General features: G+C 68.8%; 13 protein-coding genes. 6 read left to right on the top strand and 7 right to left on the bottom strand.

Annotated elements, in window-relative coordinates; all coding sequences use genetic code 11:
* Positions 1-36: 36 nt before the first annotated feature.
* Together ACIQLD_RS17725 and ACIQLD_RS17720 are read right to left on the bottom strand one after the other, a co-directional pair.
* Entirely contained in the window at positions 37-1602 is a 1566-nt protein-coding gene (locus ACIQLD_RS17725; RefSeq protein WP_402610128.1) for a hypothetical protein, read from the bottom strand.
* Positions 1578-3446, bottom strand: a complete 1869-nt coding sequence (locus ACIQLD_RS17720; protein WP_402610126.1) for an ABC transporter ATP-binding protein — start codon at positions 3444-3446, stop codon at positions 1578-1580. Before ACIQLD_RS17720 ends, ACIQLD_RS17725 begins: the two co-directional genes overlap by 25 nt.
* Positions 3447-3695: 249 nt before the next feature.
* On the opposite strand from ACIQLD_RS17720, the gene ACIQLD_RS17715 reads away from it, so the two are divergent.
* From ACIQLD_RS17715 to ACIQLD_RS17700, 4 genes are all read left to right on the top strand, one after another.
* On the top strand, positions 3696-4388 hold the full coding sequence (locus ACIQLD_RS17715) for an NTP transferase domain-containing protein (protein ID WP_017828502.1): 693 nt from the start codon (positions 3696-3698) through the stop codon (positions 4386-4388).
* A 78-nt stretch (positions 4389-4466) separates the two neighbouring features.
* On the top strand, positions 4467-5405 hold the full coding sequence (locus ACIQLD_RS17710; protein WP_402610124.1) for a hypothetical protein: 939 nt from the start codon (positions 4467-4469) through the stop codon (positions 5403-5405).
* A gap of 81 nt (positions 5406-5486) precedes the next feature.
* Complete coding sequence (locus tag ACIQLD_RS17705) at positions 5487-7076, top strand: acyl-CoA carboxylase subunit beta (RefSeq protein ID WP_402610122.1); 1590 nt, start codon at positions 5487-5489, stop codon at positions 7074-7076.
* Entirely contained in the window at positions 7073-7318 is a 246-nt protein-coding gene (locus tag ACIQLD_RS17700; protein WP_402610120.1) for an acyl-CoA carboxylase subunit epsilon, read from the top strand. The genes ACIQLD_RS17705 and ACIQLD_RS17700 overlap by 4 nt, the downstream gene beginning before the upstream one ends.
* A gap of 335 nt (positions 7319-7653) precedes the next feature.
* Here ACIQLD_RS17700 and ACIQLD_RS17695 read toward each other — a convergent pair whose 3' ends face one another.
* From ACIQLD_RS17695 to ACIQLD_RS17675, 5 genes are all read right to left on the bottom strand, one after another.
* Positions 7654-8853 (bottom strand): ROK family protein, encoded by a 1200-nt coding sequence (locus ACIQLD_RS17695; protein ID WP_402610305.1) that lies wholly within the window; start codon positions 8851-8853, stop codon positions 7654-7656.
* 319 nt (positions 8854-9172) lie between these two features.
* The gene (locus ACIQLD_RS17690; protein ID WP_402610118.1) at positions 9173-10165 is read right to left on the bottom strand and encodes a hypothetical protein; all 993 of its coding nucleotides are present in this window, start codon (positions 10163-10165) and stop codon (positions 9173-9175) included.
* Positions 10162-11397: an ATP-binding protein gene (locus tag ACIQLD_RS17685; RefSeq protein ID WP_402610116.1), complete on the bottom strand. Its 1236-nt coding sequence runs from the start codon at positions 11395-11397 to the stop codon at positions 10162-10164. The genes ACIQLD_RS17690 and ACIQLD_RS17685 overlap by 4 nt, the downstream gene beginning before the upstream one ends.
* Positions 11387-12046: a response regulator gene (locus ACIQLD_RS17680; RefSeq protein ID WP_402610114.1), complete on the bottom strand. Its 660-nt coding sequence runs from the start codon at positions 12044-12046 to the stop codon at positions 11387-11389. The genes ACIQLD_RS17685 and ACIQLD_RS17680 overlap by 11 nt, the downstream gene beginning before the upstream one ends.
* Positions 12047-12086: 40 nt before the next feature.
* The gene (locus ACIQLD_RS17675; RefSeq protein WP_402610112.1) at positions 12087-13331 is read right to left on the bottom strand and encodes a class I SAM-dependent RNA methyltransferase; all 1245 of its coding nucleotides are present in this window, start codon (positions 13329-13331) and stop codon (positions 12087-12089) included.
* Positions 13332-13354: 23 nt separating this feature from the next.
* Between ACIQLD_RS17675 and ACIQLD_RS17670 the strand changes: the two genes are divergently transcribed.
* Positions 13355-13993 carry a Maf family protein gene (locus tag ACIQLD_RS17670; protein ID WP_402610303.1) on the top strand — a complete coding sequence of 213 codons (639 nt, stop codon included), beginning with the start codon at positions 13355-13357 and terminating at the stop codon, positions 13991-13993.
* 78 nt (positions 13994-14071) lie between these two features.
* Positions 14072-15838, top strand: coding sequence for an acetyl/propionyl/methylcrotonyl-CoA carboxylase subunit alpha (locus ACIQLD_RS17665; RefSeq protein WP_402610110.1), 1767 nt, complete (start codon positions 14072-14074; stop codon positions 15836-15838).
* Positions 15839-15861: the final 23 nt, after the last annotated feature.

The following is a 15861-nucleotide window of genomic DNA, read 5'->3' as shown; positions in this document are numbered from 1 at the left end:
TGAGTCTAGCGGCGCCGAACGCCCAGCGGGCGGTCTTCACGCTGTCTCGACGAACTCCATCAGGCGCTCTCCGCTGCGCTCGAAGATGCGACCGCCGATGACGGTTCCTGCCGCCACCACCACGAGGCCGCCGAGGAGCCCGACCCAGAAGGTCGCCGGGGCATAGGCCGATCCATCGAGAATCGTGGCAGCGAACAGCCAGATGGTCGGTGCGCTCAGCACGATGGCCCCGAGGAATGCCGCCGCAGGCCCGTAGGTCCCTCGCGAGGTGGGACGTTGCGGCTGTTGGAACGGACTGTCTCCCGGCCGGGAGACAGCATACGGGGCGACGACCGAGACGATGCTCGAGATACCGAGTGCGCAGAACAGAAGACTCGCAGCCAATCCACCCAGAGGCAGCAACAGGCTCCAGGTCCCGATCAACGCGAGAGAGAGCGGAACCGCGATCGCGAGCACAGGGATCGCGACGAGCAGCACCGGGACGAGACGCCCCAGGCGATCGGGAAGACCGCGGACGCCACTCGCGACGTGGGTCCACAGCGCCGTCGAGTCGTAGGCGACATCGTTGTGCGGTAGCCATCCGAAGAACAGTGCCATGACGGGCACCGGGACCAATGCGGCGATCTCGAGCGGCACGCCGGCCACGACGAGTGGGAGCATCGAGAGCACACCAGCCACCGGGACGACGATGATGTTCATGATGTAGCGACGATCGCGAAGCCAGTACACGAGGCTTCGCGCCGCGATCGCCCCGAACGCGTTCGACGGCAGCAAGCCGAACCAGCCGAGCCCGGTGCGCTCGCGCAAGGTGACCGGACGCTCGGTCGTCGTGAGCAGGCGCCGCACGAGCCAGGTCCATGCCATCCAGAGGAGCACGACCGTCACCACGGCGATGGCACCGCTGATCCACGCCGACGTGGTGGCACCGGCCGCGGAATCGAAGAGGAAGGCGGGAGCGGCGGCGAACGGACTGAAGCCGAACACGCTCGACAGGGTCGCCAGCGATGGTGGCACGAGTCCGTCCCAGCGCAGCGATCCGAAGAAGACCGCGACCGGGAAGGCGATCACGATCAGCGCGAGCGCGAACAGCGCCGTGAGCTCGCGGGAGCGACGCTCGGGGAGGAGCAACGCGTTGAGGGCCATCCCGATCCGCGAGACCAGCATCGTCGTGAGGACACCGGCGATCGTCATCACCACAGCCAACGGCCAGGGTGTGCCTGCTCCGATCGCGACGATACAGACGCTGATATAGACGGCGAGGAGCGCGAGACTGGGAACACTGACGAACGCCGCCAGTGCGAGCACCCAGGGCATCTGGCGATCATCGACGCCGAACACAGCGAACCGTCGAGGGTCGAGCTGATCGACCGCCCCGACCAGGATCGGGCCGACGAGGAACCCGATGAGCAGGGCCGCACCACCGAGCACGGTGACCGCACGGGCCACCGGGACCGGGGCTGTTGCGAGGCTGAACACGGCGATGCACACCACGGCGGTGACCGCGATCACGGCAGCGAACGAGATGATCGACCGAACCCGACGATCGCCGCGCAACGAGCCGAGCAGCAGCGCGAGCCTCAGTCGGAGAACGTGTGCAGCCACTCGAGCCCCTCCACCTCTCCGCTGGAGCCGGCGAGTTCGACGAAGCGCGCTTCGAGGGTCTGGCCCGCGCGCACCTCATCGATGGTGCCCTCGGCGAGTACCTCTCCCCCCACGATGATCGCGACGCGCGAGCACACCCGCTCGACGAGATCCATGCCATGGCTGGAGAGGATCACGGTGCCGCCGTGCGACACGTAGGCACGGAGGATGTCGAGGATGACCGCCGACGAGACGGGGTCGACCGACTCGAACGGTTCGTCGAGCACGAGCACGCGCGGCGAGTGGATCATGGCCCCGGCGAGCATGATCTTCTTCGTCATACCGGCGGAGTAGTCCGAGACGACGCGGCTGAGGGCGTCGCCGAGGTCGAAGGCTCGGGCGAGGTCGGCCGCGCGCTTCTCGATCACATCCGCCGCGAGGCCGCGGAGCAACCCGTAGTAGTAGAGCAGCTGGCGACCGGTGAGACGGTCGAAGGTGCGCAGCCGATCGGGCAGCACGCCCATCAGCCGCTTCGCGGCCAGAGGCTGCTTCGCCTGGTCGATGCCGCAGATGACGACGCTGCCCGCATCGGCACGGAGAAGCCCGGCGACGATCGAGAGGGTCGTTGTCTTGCCCGCGCCGTTGGGACCGACGACCCCGTAGAACGATCCGGCAGGAACGGTCAGGTCGATACCGTCGACGGCGCGGTTGTCGCCGAACTGCTTGACCAGACCGCGGATGCTGATCGCCTCACCGACGGAGGGAGCCTCGCCGGGGTCCCCGGTCTCGGAAGCCGCGTCGTCGGACTCGTTCACCGCTTCGACGGCCTCGATCGACTCGATGACAGCAGTCGGCTCCGCCCTCGCTGTTTCGACGGGTTCGGGAGCGACCGGTTGCTCGACGATCGGCTCGGCCGCGACGGGCTCCGCTGCTGCCGGTTCCGCGACGCGCACGGGCTCGGCGACCGCGGCCGGCTCGATCGTCCCCGCGGCGGCGGCGATCGGGGGAACCGTGTCGGCCGAAAGTGCGATCTCGACCACGGGAACACCTTCGATCACCGAAGCTTCCGGCGCGCTCTTCGCGGCCTCGGCGGCAGCCTTCGCCGCCTCGTCAGCGGCCTTCTTCGTCGCCGCCTTCTTCGCCGCCGCACTCTTCGCGGCCGCCGTCTTCGCTGCCGAGGACTTGGCTGCGGCCGAACGCGCGGTGGACTTCGTCGCCGCAGCCTTGGACGCCGCGGCTTTCGCTGCTGCCGTCTTCGAAGCTGCGGTCTTCGATGCAGCGGTCTTCGATGCAGCGCCCTTCGCGGCCGTGGACTTCGATGCCGCGGTCTTCGATGCAGCGGTCTTCGCGGCGGTGGACTTCGCTGCCGCGGTGCGGGCGGAAGATGCCGCCGCCGCCGCGGATGTCGCCGACTTCGATGCCGCCGATCGAGCCGCCGTGTTCTTCGCGGCCGCGGTGCGTGCTTCTGCTGCACCGCGCGCGGAGGTCGGAGTGGACGCGGGCTTCTCCGTCGCATCGGTGATCGCTTTGACCAGCGGCTCCACCACGACATCGGCCGTCGGGGCCGCCTTCTCTGCAGCCGCCTTCGTTCCGGACCTCGCCGCCGACGCCTTCGCCGCAGCGGTCCTCCCCGCCGTCGAGGTCGCGGTAGTGCGTGCGGTTGCCGGCTTCTTCGCGGCAGGCTTCTTCGCGGCAGGCTTCTTCGCGACCGGCCTCTTCGCGGCAGGCGTGCGCGCGGTCTTCTCGGCGTTCGATGCCGCTTCAGGACTCTGCTTCTTCGCCGGCGCGCGCTTCGCCGACGCCTTCTCTTGCGCGATCTCGGTTTGGTCCACCTGGGCGGTGCGGTCGTCAGGGGAGGCAGTCACCGTCCTACGGTATCAACGGGTGGCTGTACGCCAAGGCCGCCGCGCAATAAACTGCCCTCGGATCACGCGGATCCGCCGGGATCACGGGCCGAGTGGAACCCTGTGCATCCGGTGTGTAGTCGATCACGAAATGACAACGGGGGCACTCTGGCCCTGAGCTTCCCAGCCGGAATCGATACCATGATTCCGGCACGACGAAGTGTCTGGTCGGTTAATCGACCGTGAACACAACTTCCTTTAGGAGCACTCGTGACTCTTCAAACCGTCATCCTCGCCGCCGGAATGGGCTCGCGCCTCGGCCGCGCGCTGCCGAAGCCGCTCACCGAACTGAGCGACGGCCGCACGATCATGGGCCAGCAGCACGACAACATCCGGGCCGCATTCGGTTCCGACGCCCGCATCACCACCGTGGTCGGCTACCGCGCCGAGACCATCATCGACGCGTTCCCCCAGGTGAACTACGTCCACAACGAGCGCTACGACGAGACCAACACCTCGAAGAGCCTGCTGCGGGCCCTCGGGGCGACCGGGCGCGGCGGAGTGCTGTGGATGAACGGCGACGTCGTCTTCGACCCGATGATCCTCGGCCGCGCGCTCGAGTACATCGAGCGCGACCAGTCCTTCGTCACGGTGAACACCTCCAAGGTCAGCGACGAAGAGGTGAAGTACACGGTCACGGCCGAGGGCTTCATCAACGAGCTATCCAAGACCGTCAAGGGCGGTCTCGGCGAGGCCGTGGGCATCAACTACATCTCCTCCGCCCACAAGAAGGCGTTCATGCGCCAGCTGCAGCGCGTCGAGGACCAGGACTACTTCGAGCGCGGCCTCGAGCTCGCGATCGCCGAGGACGGCCTGCTGCTCGAGCCGATGGACGTCTCCGACCTCTACGCGGTCGAGGTCGACTTCGCAGAAGACCTCGAGCGGGCGAACCTCTTCGTCTGATCTCCCGACACGAAAGCCCGGCCCCCGATGGGACCGGGCTTTCGGCGTTTTCGCGGACTGGATCCCTAGGATCGCAGCATGGCCCCCAAGGTGCACAAGATCCATTCGCTCCCGGACGACGCTCCCTGGGATAAGGGCGTGCCCCCTGCCGGATCGGCCGAGCACCCGATGATGGTGCGCGGGCTCGACCGTGTGCTGTCGATCCAACGCCCGCTCGTGCTGGCGCACATCCGCAGCATCCGACTGCGCAACCCCCTGGCCTCACCGGCGGAGATCATCCGCATCCTCGAGCGCCGTTACCTCGCAGCCGTGACCACGGGAGGGGCGGCGGTCGGCGCGACCGCGGTCGTCCCCGGCATCGGTACGGGCATCACTCTCGCGCTCTCCGGAGTGGAGACGGTGGGCTTCGTCGAGTCCACCGCCCTGTTCGCGCAGTCGGTCGCCGAAGTGCACGGGATCGCGGTCGCGAATCCGGATCGCGCCCGCGCGCTGGTGATGACGCTGATGCTCGGCAAAGAAGGCGTCGACCTCGTCGGCCAGCTCGCCGGGCAGGTGTCGGGGCGCGGCGCGAGCAGATCATCGTACTGGGGCGAACTCGTCACGAAGTCGCTCCCCCGCGCCGCCGTCGGACCGCTCGTCGACCAGCTCAAGAGCATGTTCGTGAAGCAGTTCGCCGCGAAGGGCGGGGCCTCGGTGATCGGCAAGGCGCTCCCGTTCGGGATCGGCGCCGCGATCGGCGGAGCCGGGAACAACATCCTCGGTCGCCGCGTGCTGACCACGTCGCACAAAGCCTTCGGCGCCGCCCCGATCGACCTTCCCCTCGAACTGGAGCCCGTGCCCGGTGCCGAGAAGCTGGAGCTGCGGATGCTGCGTGGCACCCGGTACGCCGGCGCCGCAGTGGCGGGAGCCGCCGGCACGACCATCCGCGGCGTGGAATGGGCCGGACGCAAGGCGCTCTCGATCGGCCGACGACCCCACACCGACCCGGCGCTGGCACCGAGCGACTCGGAAGACTGAGCGCACGTCACCAAAGGATCAGCTGACCCGTTGTGGCGAGCATCCAACAGTCGACGGCGAGCCGACGATAGGGTGGAATCCGTGACGGACAAGCCCGACCTCTTTACCACCGCCGGCAAGATCGCGGATCTGCGCGCTCGCTACACCGAAGCCGTCGTCGACGCAGAAGCGAAGGCGAAGGAGAAGCAGCACGCGAAGGGCAAGATGACCGCCCGCGAGCGCATCGAGCTGCTCGTCGACCCCGGGAGCTTCGTCGAGTTCGACGAGTATGTGCGCCACCGCACCACGGCCTTCGGCATGGACCGTTCCCGCCCCTACGGCGACTCGGTCGTCACCGGCGTCGGCACGATCAACGGCCGCACCGTCGCGGTGTACTCGCAGGACTTCTCCACCTTCGGCGGTTCGCTCGGCGAGGTCGCCGGCGAGAAGATCATCAAGATCATGGAGTTCGCCCTCGCCGGGGGGATGCCCTGCATCGGAATCCTCGACTCGGGTGGCGCGCGCATCCAGGAAGGCGTCGTCGCCCTCGGGAAGTACGGCGAGATCTTCCGGCTGAACACCCGCGCATCCGGCGTGATCCCGCAGATCTCGATCATCATGGGCCCGGCTGCCGGCGGCGCGGTGTACTCCCCCGCCCTCACCGATTTCGTGATCATGGTCGACAAGACCAGCCAGATGTTCGTCACCGGCCCCGATGTGATCAAGACGGTCACCGGCGAGGACGTCGGCATGGAAGAGCTCGGTGGCGCGTACACGCACAACACCCGATCGGGCGTCTCGCACTACCTCGCCGAAGACGAGGACGACGCGATCGACTACGCGCGCACGCTCCTCAGCTTCCTGCCGGACAACAACATGGCGGAACTGCCCACGTACGAGAGCACGTTCGAGTTCGAGACGACCGACGCCGACCGAGTGCTCAACACGCTCGTCCCCGACTCGACCAACCAGCCCTACGACATCCACACCGTGATCGAGCATGTCGTCGACGAGGGCGACTTCCTCGAGGTCCAGCCGCTGTTCGCGCCCAACATCGTCATCGGCTTCGGTCGCATCGAGGGGCGCTCGGTCGGCATCATCGCCAACCAGCCTTCGCAGATGGCCGGAACGCTGAACATCGAAGCCGGCGAGAAGGCCAGCCGCTTCGTGCGCTTCTGCGACGCATTCTCGATCCCGATCGTCACGCTGGTGGATGTCCCCGGCTACCTGCCCGGCACCGACCAGGAGTGGACCGGCGTCATCCGCCGCGGTGCGAAGCTCCTCTACGCCTACGCCGAGGCGACGGTGCCGCTGGTGACCGTCATCCTGCGCAAGGCCTACGGCGGCGCCTACATCGTGATGGGGTCGAAGCAGCTCGGCGCCGATGTGAACCTCGCATGGCCGACCGCCGAGATCGCGGTCATGGGTGGGCAGGGTGCCGTCAACATCCTGTACCGCGGCGAGATCAAGAAAGCGGAGGAGGCCGGCGAGGACGTCGCTGCCGTCCGCACCCGACTCGCGAACGAGTACACGTACAACGTGGCTTCACCGTTCCTGGCGGCCGAGCGCGGCGAGCTCGACGGGATCATCGAGCCGGCCAACACCCGCGTCTCGATCGCGAAAGCCCTGCGCGCCCTGCGCGGCAAGCGCGCCGAACTGCCCCCGAAGAAGCACGGGAACATCCCGCTGTGACCGGGCAGAGCGCACAGGACAGCGGTGCGTCCGGTTCGGCGGCACCGCTGCTCGACATCACGCGTGGCGCGGCTACGGAAGAAGAGCTCGCCGCTCTCATCGCCGTGATCAGCGAGGCCTATGCGACGGAGGCGGCTGCCGCCGTCGCGGACGAGCCGTCGGTGTCGGCGTGGACGCGGACGCAGCGTCCGTTGCGCCGTCCGCTGCGTCGCGACATCCCATGGGGGCGCTTCTCCGACTGAGCCGCGGGGCTTGCCCTGGAGGAGGCGCGAAACGGCGTCTGCGTGATCCGTGAACCCTCCGCTTCACGAATCACGCAGACGATCGTCGCAGGACCCCCAGCGCCCTGCCCGGCGACGTTCCCCGTTGCCGCCTCACCCTTCCCATGAAGGGTCGAGCGTCCGCCCCGGCTCAGACCGGAATCGCTTCTTCTCGACGTGCGACGGTGCCGAGCGCACGGGAGACGGTGGATTCCATTGGTCTGGGCGTGAGGGAACGCCAAATAGTACATCGAATCGACTTATGCGCGCAAAGCGTGCGGCTTCGACCGCCGGCCGAGCTGCGGAGGATCGGGAGTTCAGCTCTCGAGCAACAGGTCGGAGGCGCGGGGGCTGAGGACCGAATCGAGGACGACGCATGCGGCGCCCACCGCACCGACGTCGTCTCCGACCACGGTGCCATCCACGGGGAGCGTGCGCACCGCGCGAGTCGCACTCGCGCGGTCGAGCCTGTCGGGCACCTCTCGGAGGTACACGTCAGCAAGTCGTGACCAGAACGGCCCGCCGAACACCACCCGATCCACATCGAGCATGTTCGTCAGCGCCGCCGTCAGCACGGTGATGTGCGCCGCAGCCTGCCGCACAACCTCGACGGCCGCGGTGTTCCCCTCCGCCGCGCGCTCGCACAGCTGGGTGAATCTCGCGTCGACGGCTGCAGCATCGGACGCCTGGCGCTCGTCGTCGAACACTCCTGCGCGCGCGGCCCGTTCCACGATCGCCTGGGGGGTGCAGACGACCTCGACGCACCCACGGGACCCGCACGAGCAGGAGGGCCCGTCGGGGTCGACGATGATGTGCCCGATCTCGCCGATGTTGCGCGTGCTCCCGCGGACCGCCTCGCCGTCTCTCGCCAGGGCCGCGCCGATGCCGATTCCCAGGTAGATGAACACGAAGGAATCGTCGGCCGATTCCCGTCGCGTCCAGAGCTCCCCCACCGCGGCCGACGTCGTGTCCTTCTCCAGCACCACGGGGAGTCCGGTCGCCTCAGACAGCACCGCGCGCAGCGGCACACGATGCCAACCGGCGAGCTTGGGAGGGTCGATGACCGTACCCTTCTCGGCATCGAGCGGACCGGGGGCCGCGATCCCCACCCCGGCGATCCGCGAACGATCGACACCCGATGCCACGATCAGCGCATCGATCGTGTCCGCCATGGCCTCGACGATGCGGTGCGGGTCGTCGGCAGGTGTGCGTACGCTGAGGCGCCGGACGACGGCGCCGGACAGGTCGAGCAGCACGAAGGTCATCAGCGCGGGATCGAGGTGCACGCCCACCGCGAAGCGACTGTCGGCGACGAGCCGCAAGGTCACACGCGGCTTGCCCGGCCCGTTGATCGTGCGCCCCGCCTCCCTGATGAACCCGTCGTCGAGGAGTCTGCGGGTGATGTTGGTGACCGTCTGCGCCGAGAGACGGGTCGCCGTCGACAGTTCGATCCTGCTCAATCCCTCACCGGATTGCCGGATCGCCTCCAGGATCACGGACTGATTGAAGTCGCCCATGCGGGGAAGGTTGGTGCCACGACGCGTTGCCATCGTCCAATGATCCCCCATCGAAGGAGAAATCGTGTCCCCCAAAATACCTACAGACAATGTTTGCGGAACCCATCAGACTGAGGGAGACGCTTCGCGTTCGGCTGGTCTCTCGGTCCCAGGGTAGACAGACGCTGATCGGCCACCAGCGGACGGTTTTCGGGTAGCTGTCCGCACGGAGAGGGGCTGGCGGATTCGCCGCCCCTCTCCCACTCTCACCATCCTCGACTCCGGTCACCTCCCCAGGCCGGGGCCGAGGACGTGCACCAGCTCTGTCGGATCCCGCCCGTCAGCGTGGGATCTCGTGCCAGATGTCGACCGCGTCGTCGTCACCGGACGATCGCGAACCGGCTCGGCCGACCACGGTGACGGCCACGCGCGGATCCCGCGCCGACCGGATGATGAGGCGAGACGTCTGCGCGCGGCTGAGCACCACCGCCAACTCGTCCCTGATCGCTTTGCGGCGCGGCTCGTCGATGCCGTCGAACCCGCCCTCGTCGAAGACGGTCACGACGACGCCGCGCCGACGTGCCGCCTCGATCGCGTTGCGCACCGCATCGTTGAGAAGGTCGGCGCCGCGCAGCTCGTCGCGCAGCCTGCCCTCGGCGAGTCGGGCATCCAGACGCTCTTGATCGTCCAGCGCACCGCGAGCCGCGACGACCCTGCTGAGGACGGGTCCGGCGACGGCCAGGGCGAACTGGGTGCGCAGACGCCTCTCGCGCTGACGCACCCGCTGCGTGGCATGCCATGCCGACACCGCCTGCTGGATCTCGGCGAGGCGCTCGGTATCGCGGACGGCTCGGTCCCAGAACATCACGAGCAGTCGCGCGACCGCCACCCACATGATCGAGCCCACGAGGCCGAGATTGAGAGCCACGACGAACCCCAGCGCGAGGGACGCCGTCGCGGTGAGCACCGCGAGCACGAGCCAGCCGATCAGAGACCGCCGACGCACAACGCAGACGACACCGAGCAGTCCGAGCGCGCCGATGTACCAGGTCGCGAACGGGGCGGTGCGGTGGGCCGGTTCGAGGGAGAACGTGACGAGCACGGGAATCACCGCACTGGCCAGCAGCGCGAGGATCGCCGACCACATCGGCATCCGCACCGAGGCGCCGTCGCCGAGGATCGCAATGTTCACGACGACGAGGTACACACCGATCGCGAGGACCATCAGCAGCGGAGCGGTCGGCTGCTCGATCCACCAGATCCCCCGTGCGACGAAGTACAGCGCGAAGCCGACGGCGAGAGAGGTGGCGACGCTGCGCACGGTGCGGCTCACGAGCGCTCCCATCCCAGAGTCACGGTGGTGCCGTGTTCGTCGGAGAGGATGTCGGCCGTACCGGCGACACCGGCCATGCGCGCGAAGATCGACGCGCGGATCCCGAGACGGTCGGCGCCGATGGAACCGACATCGAACCCGGGCCCGGTGTCCGAGACGGTCACGCCGATGCCCTCGTCTCCGTGCCCCTCGACGATGATGTGGAGCCCACGCCCGTTGGCGTGGGACACGGCGTTGCCGATCGCCTGCCGCGCGGCGAGCACGAGTGCGCGGGCTGCTCGCCCGGGGATGAGCCCGGTGCCGCCGCGCTCTTCCACGATCGCATCGGCGCCGAGCTCGGAGAGCGCTCTGCGCAGCTCGACGACGATCTGCGCCGTTCCGACCGGCTCATCGCTGCCCTCCTGGGCGACGGCGGCCTCGGTGTTCGCGAGACGGGTGAGAGCCTCCCGTGCCATGGCAACCGCGAGTTCCTCCGCGCGTTCCCCCTCGGCCCGTTCCGCGGCGATCAGCGCGGCGAGCACGCTGTCGTGCATCAAGGCGGACATCGCCGCGCGCTCCTCCTCCGCTGCGGCAGCTGCGGCAGCCGTCGAGTACGACGCCACCGCCTGTCCCCTGGCCTCATCGACGCCGGCGGCGACGGAACGGAACATCCAGCCGAGCGAGACGATGACGACGCCGAGGATGAGGGTGAACGACACGTCGAAAGCGGTGGTCACCCAGAACTCGCGGGAGAACTCCCCCTGCACGAGCCGCACGTAGCCGTAGACGAAAGGCATGCCCGCCGCCCAGGCGAACTGGAGTCGCAGCGGGAAGGCGAGCATGGCCGCGACGACCCCGACGTTGACCAGGAAGAAGATCCACGGCTGCTCACCCGCCCCTTTGTCCGACGGGTCGACGATGGTCGGCCAGGCGGCGAGCGCGAGGACGTAGACGACGGCGAAGATACCGGAGAAGGTGCGAACCCCTCGACCGATCACACAGGCCACCAGCATCGCCGCCAATGGCACGAACACCACGAACAGCGTCACGATGTGCGCAGGATCCGCATGGGACAGCGACCCCATCGCGGAGAGCAGCGCCTGCGCGCCGAGCACCGCCGAACCGATCGCGACGACGATCGCGAGGATCCGCTCCATGCGCTTGCCGGTGAAGCGCTCGTAAGCCGTCTCCGTGCTGCCGGGAGAGGGGATCTTGCTCCACGCGTCGCGGATGCTGAGCGGCTCAGCGGCCACCGGGCGCCTCGTCAGCCGTGACGATCCCGTCTTCCATCGCTCGGCGCAGGAGGTCGACCTTCGTCGGCGCGGGGCGCCCGACCTCGACGTACTTCACGCGGATGCGGGTGATGTTCTCCTTGGCCGTGGAGTAGGCGACACCCAGCTTCTCGGCGACGGCTTTCAACGGCAGACCCGTCGCATACAGACGAAGGACCTCGCGCTCGCGCGTGGCGAGCTGCGCATCGGCGAATGCCCGGTCTCCGTCGACGGCGCTCGCCCATTCGACGTTGTTGAGCGCCTCGCCCTGCGCCACCGTGCGGATCGCGTCGAGCACGTCGTCGAGCGCGGAGGACTTGCTCACCACTCCGGCGGCCCCGGCGGCGAGCGCTTCGCGTACGGCGGCCGGTCGATCGGCGACGCTGTGGATCACCACGCTCGCGCCGTCGTTCACGAGTGAGGTCACGTTCTCGGTCACGGTCGTGCCGTCGCCGAGGGTGAGGTCGAGGACGACCACCTCGGCAGGAGCAGCCGCGGTGGCCTTGCGCCAATCGAGGTAGGAGCCCACGGTGCTCCCGGAGAAGACCACGGTCTGCGAATCACGCGCGCACGCGGCCTCGAGACCGAGGCGAACGGACTCGTGATCGTCGATGAGTGCGACCGTGCTCATCCCCTCAGCCTACTGAGTCGCCCGACGAGCCGCGGATCCCTCACCGGGTCAGCAGCGCGACGACCTCGAAGTGGTGCGAGTGCGGGAACAGATCGAAGCCCCGAAGTCGGTCGACGTTCCACCCGAGGGTTCGGAAGGTGCCGAGATCGCGGGCGAGTGCCACAGGGTCGCACGCGACGTACGCGATGGCCTCCGGCGCGAGCGCGTGCACCGCTTCGACCACCTGGCGACCGGCTCCGGCGCGGGGCGGGTCGAGCACGACGGCGCCCGTGCGCCCGCCCTTCTGCGTCGCCAGGAAACGATCGACGCGGGCCGTCACGGCGTTCACCTCGAGAGGGGCGAGATTCGCGGCAGCGTGCTGGGTGGCGCGGGAACTGGACTCGACCGTCACGATGTCGGTCCCGCCGAGGTCGGCGAGCGTCGCTGCGAACAGGCCGACCCCTCCGTACAGGTCGTAGTGCGTCTTCTGGTCGTCGACATGCCCGTCGAGGATTCCGTAGACCGCGGCGTCGAGCACGGACGCCGCGCGCGGGTGCACCTGCCAGAAGCCCGTTGCGTCGACCTCGAATCGACGGTCGTTGACCATCTCGTGGATCACCTCGGGAGTGGGGCGCTTGCGGAACCCGCGCTGCACGCGGGGGGCGCGCTCGGTCTCCTCTCGTCGGATGACGCGCACCGTGCCGTCGGCGGGCTCGACGAGTTCGATGCGGCCGGGGGCCTCACCCCCCAGCACGAGCGCCGCTTCGGCGATCGCAGGCCTGGCCAGCGGATGCGAGGTCACGGGGACGACGCGATGGCTGCGTGCGGCGAACGGACCGGCGATTCCCGTGTCGTCGACGTGCAGGGTGACGCGTGTGCGCCATCCGAGACCGTCGCCCGATTCCACCGACTCGATCTCGGGTGCCACGAGACCACTGCCCGCGAAGCGGTCCAGTGCCTCCGTCAGCACACGCTTCTTGAGCTCACGCTGGTGGTCGATGTCGATGTGGCCGAGGTCGGCGCCACCGGGGCGGGCGGCCGGGTCGCGCGACACGTCGGCTTCCGCCCACACGTGCGGGCGACGGTGCTCCGAGGCCTCCAGCACCTCGATGGTCTCGGCCCGCCAGAAGCTGCGGGTCGAGGCGTCCGCCCCCTCCTGCGGGGCGATCACCCGGGCACGGACGCGCTCTCCGGGGATCGCATCGGAGACGAAGACCACGCGTCCCTCGTGGCGGGCGATGAACGTGCCCCCGTGCGCGATGCCGGTGATGTCGAGTTCGAGCACGTCGGCTGGGGAGGAAGTCATTCTTCGAGGATACGGTGGTGGACATGCGCGTCTGCCTCGCCTCCACCTCGCCCGCCCGACTCATGCTGCTCCGGCAGGCGGGAATCGAACCGCTCACGGTGTCGCCGGACGTCGATGAGGATGCGGTCGCCGCCGCCGCCGAAGCTGAACGGGGCACCCCCCTCGCACCGGAGGAGCTGGTGCTTCTGCTCGCCCGCGCGAAGGCGGCCGCCGTCGCACGGAGCCTCGCTGCGGAGGGGACCTTCGAAGGCCTGGTGATCGGCGGGGATTCGATGTTCGCGCTCGGTGGGCGGGTCTACGGCAAGCCGTACACCGCCGAGGAGGCGACCAGGCGCTGGCAGGAGATGCGCGGAGAGACCGGCATCCTGCACTCCGGACACTCGGTGTTCCGGGTCTCCCCCGGAACCGAGCCGATGGAGGCCACCGCGGTCGCCGAGGCCGCCGTGACGTTCGCCGACGATGTGAGCGACGCCGAGATCGCCGCGTACGTCGCCTCCGGAGAGCCGCTCCACGTGGCGGGAGCCTTCACCGTCGACAGCCTGGGTGGGGCCTTCATCACCCGCGTGGACGGAGATCCCTCGACAGTCGTAGGCATGTCCCTGTCGACCGTCCGCCACCTCGCCGCGGAGCTCGGTGTCCGCTGGACCGACCTCTGGTCGTAGACTCCCCTCCACGTTTTCCCGACTTTCTTGTGGGGAGTCGTCAAAGGGATCGGGGTCGTTCTCGCTAGGCTGGCAAGCATGCCTGCTATCGCCAAGGTGCTCATCGCCAACCGCGGCGAGATCGCCGTCCGCATCATCCGCGCCGCCCGTGACTCCGGGATCGCCTCGGTCGCCGTCTACGCCGACCAGGATCGGGATGCCCTGCACACCCGCCTCGCCGACGAGGCCTACGCCCTCGGCGGCTCGACCAGCGCCGAGACCTACCTTCAGATCGAGAAGATCCTCTCCATCGCCCGCCGCGCCGGTGCCGACGCCGTGCACCCTGGCTACGGGTTCCTCGCCGAGAACGCCGAGTTCGCACGCGCCATCATCGACGCGGGCATGACCTGGATCGGCCCGTCTCCGGAGGCCATCGAGGCTCTCGGCGACAAGGTGACCGCGCGTCACGTGGCCGAGAAGGTCGGCGCGCCTCTCGCTCCCGGCACCCCCGGCCCCGTCGAAGGCGCCGACGAGGTCATCGCCTTCGCCAAGGAGTTCGGCCTCCCGATCGCCATCAAGGCCGCGTACGGCGGCGGCGGACGCGGCCTCAAAGTCGCCCGCGAGCTCGACGAGGTCGCGGAGCTCTTCGAATCCGCCACCCGCGAGGCCGTCGCCGCCTTCGGCCGCGGCGAGTGCTTCGTCGAGAAGTACCTCGACAAGCCGCGTCACGTCGAGACCCAGTGCCTGGCCGATGCCGAGGGCAACGTCGTCGTCATCTCGACGCGCGACTGCTCTCTGCAGCGCCGCCACCAGAAGCTCGTCGAAGAGGCGCCGGCTCCGTTCCTCACGGACGAGCAGAACGACCTCCTCTACTCGGCCTCGAAAGCCATCCTCAAGGAGGTCGGCTACGTCGGCGCCGGCACGTGCGAGTTCCTCATCGGCGCCGACGGCACGGTCTCGTTCCTCGAGGTGAACACCCGCCTGCAGGTCGAGCACCCGGTCTCCGAAGAGGTCACCGGCATCGACCTGGTGCGCGAGCAGTTCCGCATCGCGGCCGGCGGCACCATCGACTACGACGACCCGAAGCCCCAGGGGCATTCGATCGAGTTCCGCATCAACGGCGAGGACCCCGGTCGCGGATTCCTCCCCCAGCCCGGCCCGATCCACGTCTTCAAGACCTTCGGAGGACCCGGCATCCGCCTCGACTCCGGCGTCACCGCCGGCGACTCGGTGTCCGGCGCCTTCGACTCTCTGCTCGCGAAGATCATCGTGACGGGCAAGGACAGGGCCGAAGCGCTGGAGCGCTCGCGCCGCGCACTCGATGAGTTCGAGGTCGCCGGGCTCCCCACCGTCATCCCGTTCCACCGCAAGGTCGTGCGCGATCCCGCGTTCACGGCGGAGGACGGCGAGTTCGGGATCTTCACCCGCTGGATCGAGACCGAGTTCGTCAACGACATCCCGGCGTGGGACGGGGAGCTCGAAGCACCGACCTCCGCCGAGGCGCGTCACACCGTGGTCGTCGAGGTCTCAGGCAAGCGCCTCGAGGTGAGCCTCCCCGACCGCGTCGCCGTCGCCGCCGGTACCGCCGGACGCCCCGCCGCGGTTCCGCCGTCGCGCCGAAGCCACGCCACCACGGCCAACGCCGGAGCCTCCGGCGACGCGGTCAAGTCGCCGATGCAGGCGACCGTCGTCAAGATCGCCGTCACCGACGGGCAGCAGGTCGTCAAGGGCGACCTGGTCGTCGTGCTCGAGGCCATGAAGATGGAGCAGCCGCTGCAGGCCCACAAGGACGGCGTCGTCGGCAACATCAACGCGGACGCCGGTGCCACCGTCTCCGCAGGGCACCAGCTGCTCACGATCAGCTGACACCCGGATCGTTCGACGAAGGC

Origin of the sequence: Microbacterium sp. NPDC091662, from assembly GCF_044756705.1 — a bacterium.
Lineage (GTDB): Bacteria > Actinomycetota > Actinomycetes > Actinomycetales > Microbacteriaceae > Microbacterium.
This window is presented reverse-complemented; position numbering and strand designations above follow the sequence as displayed.

Coding starts and splice junctions, on each gene's coding strand:
- ACIQLD_RS17710 (WP_402610124.1), top strand. CDS start 4,467: ATGGCCCCCAAGGTGCACAAGATCCATTCGCTCCCGGACGACGCTCCC.
- ACIQLD_RS17695 (WP_402610305.1), bottom strand. CDS start 8,853: ATGGGCGACTTCAATCAGTCCGTGATCCTGGAGGCGATCCGGCAATCC.
- ACIQLD_RS17680 (WP_402610114.1), bottom strand. CDS start 12,046: ATGAGCACGGTCGCACTCATCGACGATCACGAGTCCGTTCGCCTCGGT.
- ACIQLD_RS17675 (WP_402610112.1), bottom strand. CDS start 13,331: ATGACTTCCTCCCCAGCCGACGTGCTCGAACTCGACATCACCGGCATC.
- ACIQLD_RS17670 (WP_402610303.1), top strand. CDS start 13,355: ATGCGCGTCTGCCTCGCCTCCACCTCGCCCGCCCGACTCATGCTGCTC.
- ACIQLD_RS17665 (WP_402610110.1), top strand. CDS start 14,072: ATGCCTGCTATCGCCAAGGTGCTCATCGCCAACCGCGGCGAGATCGCC.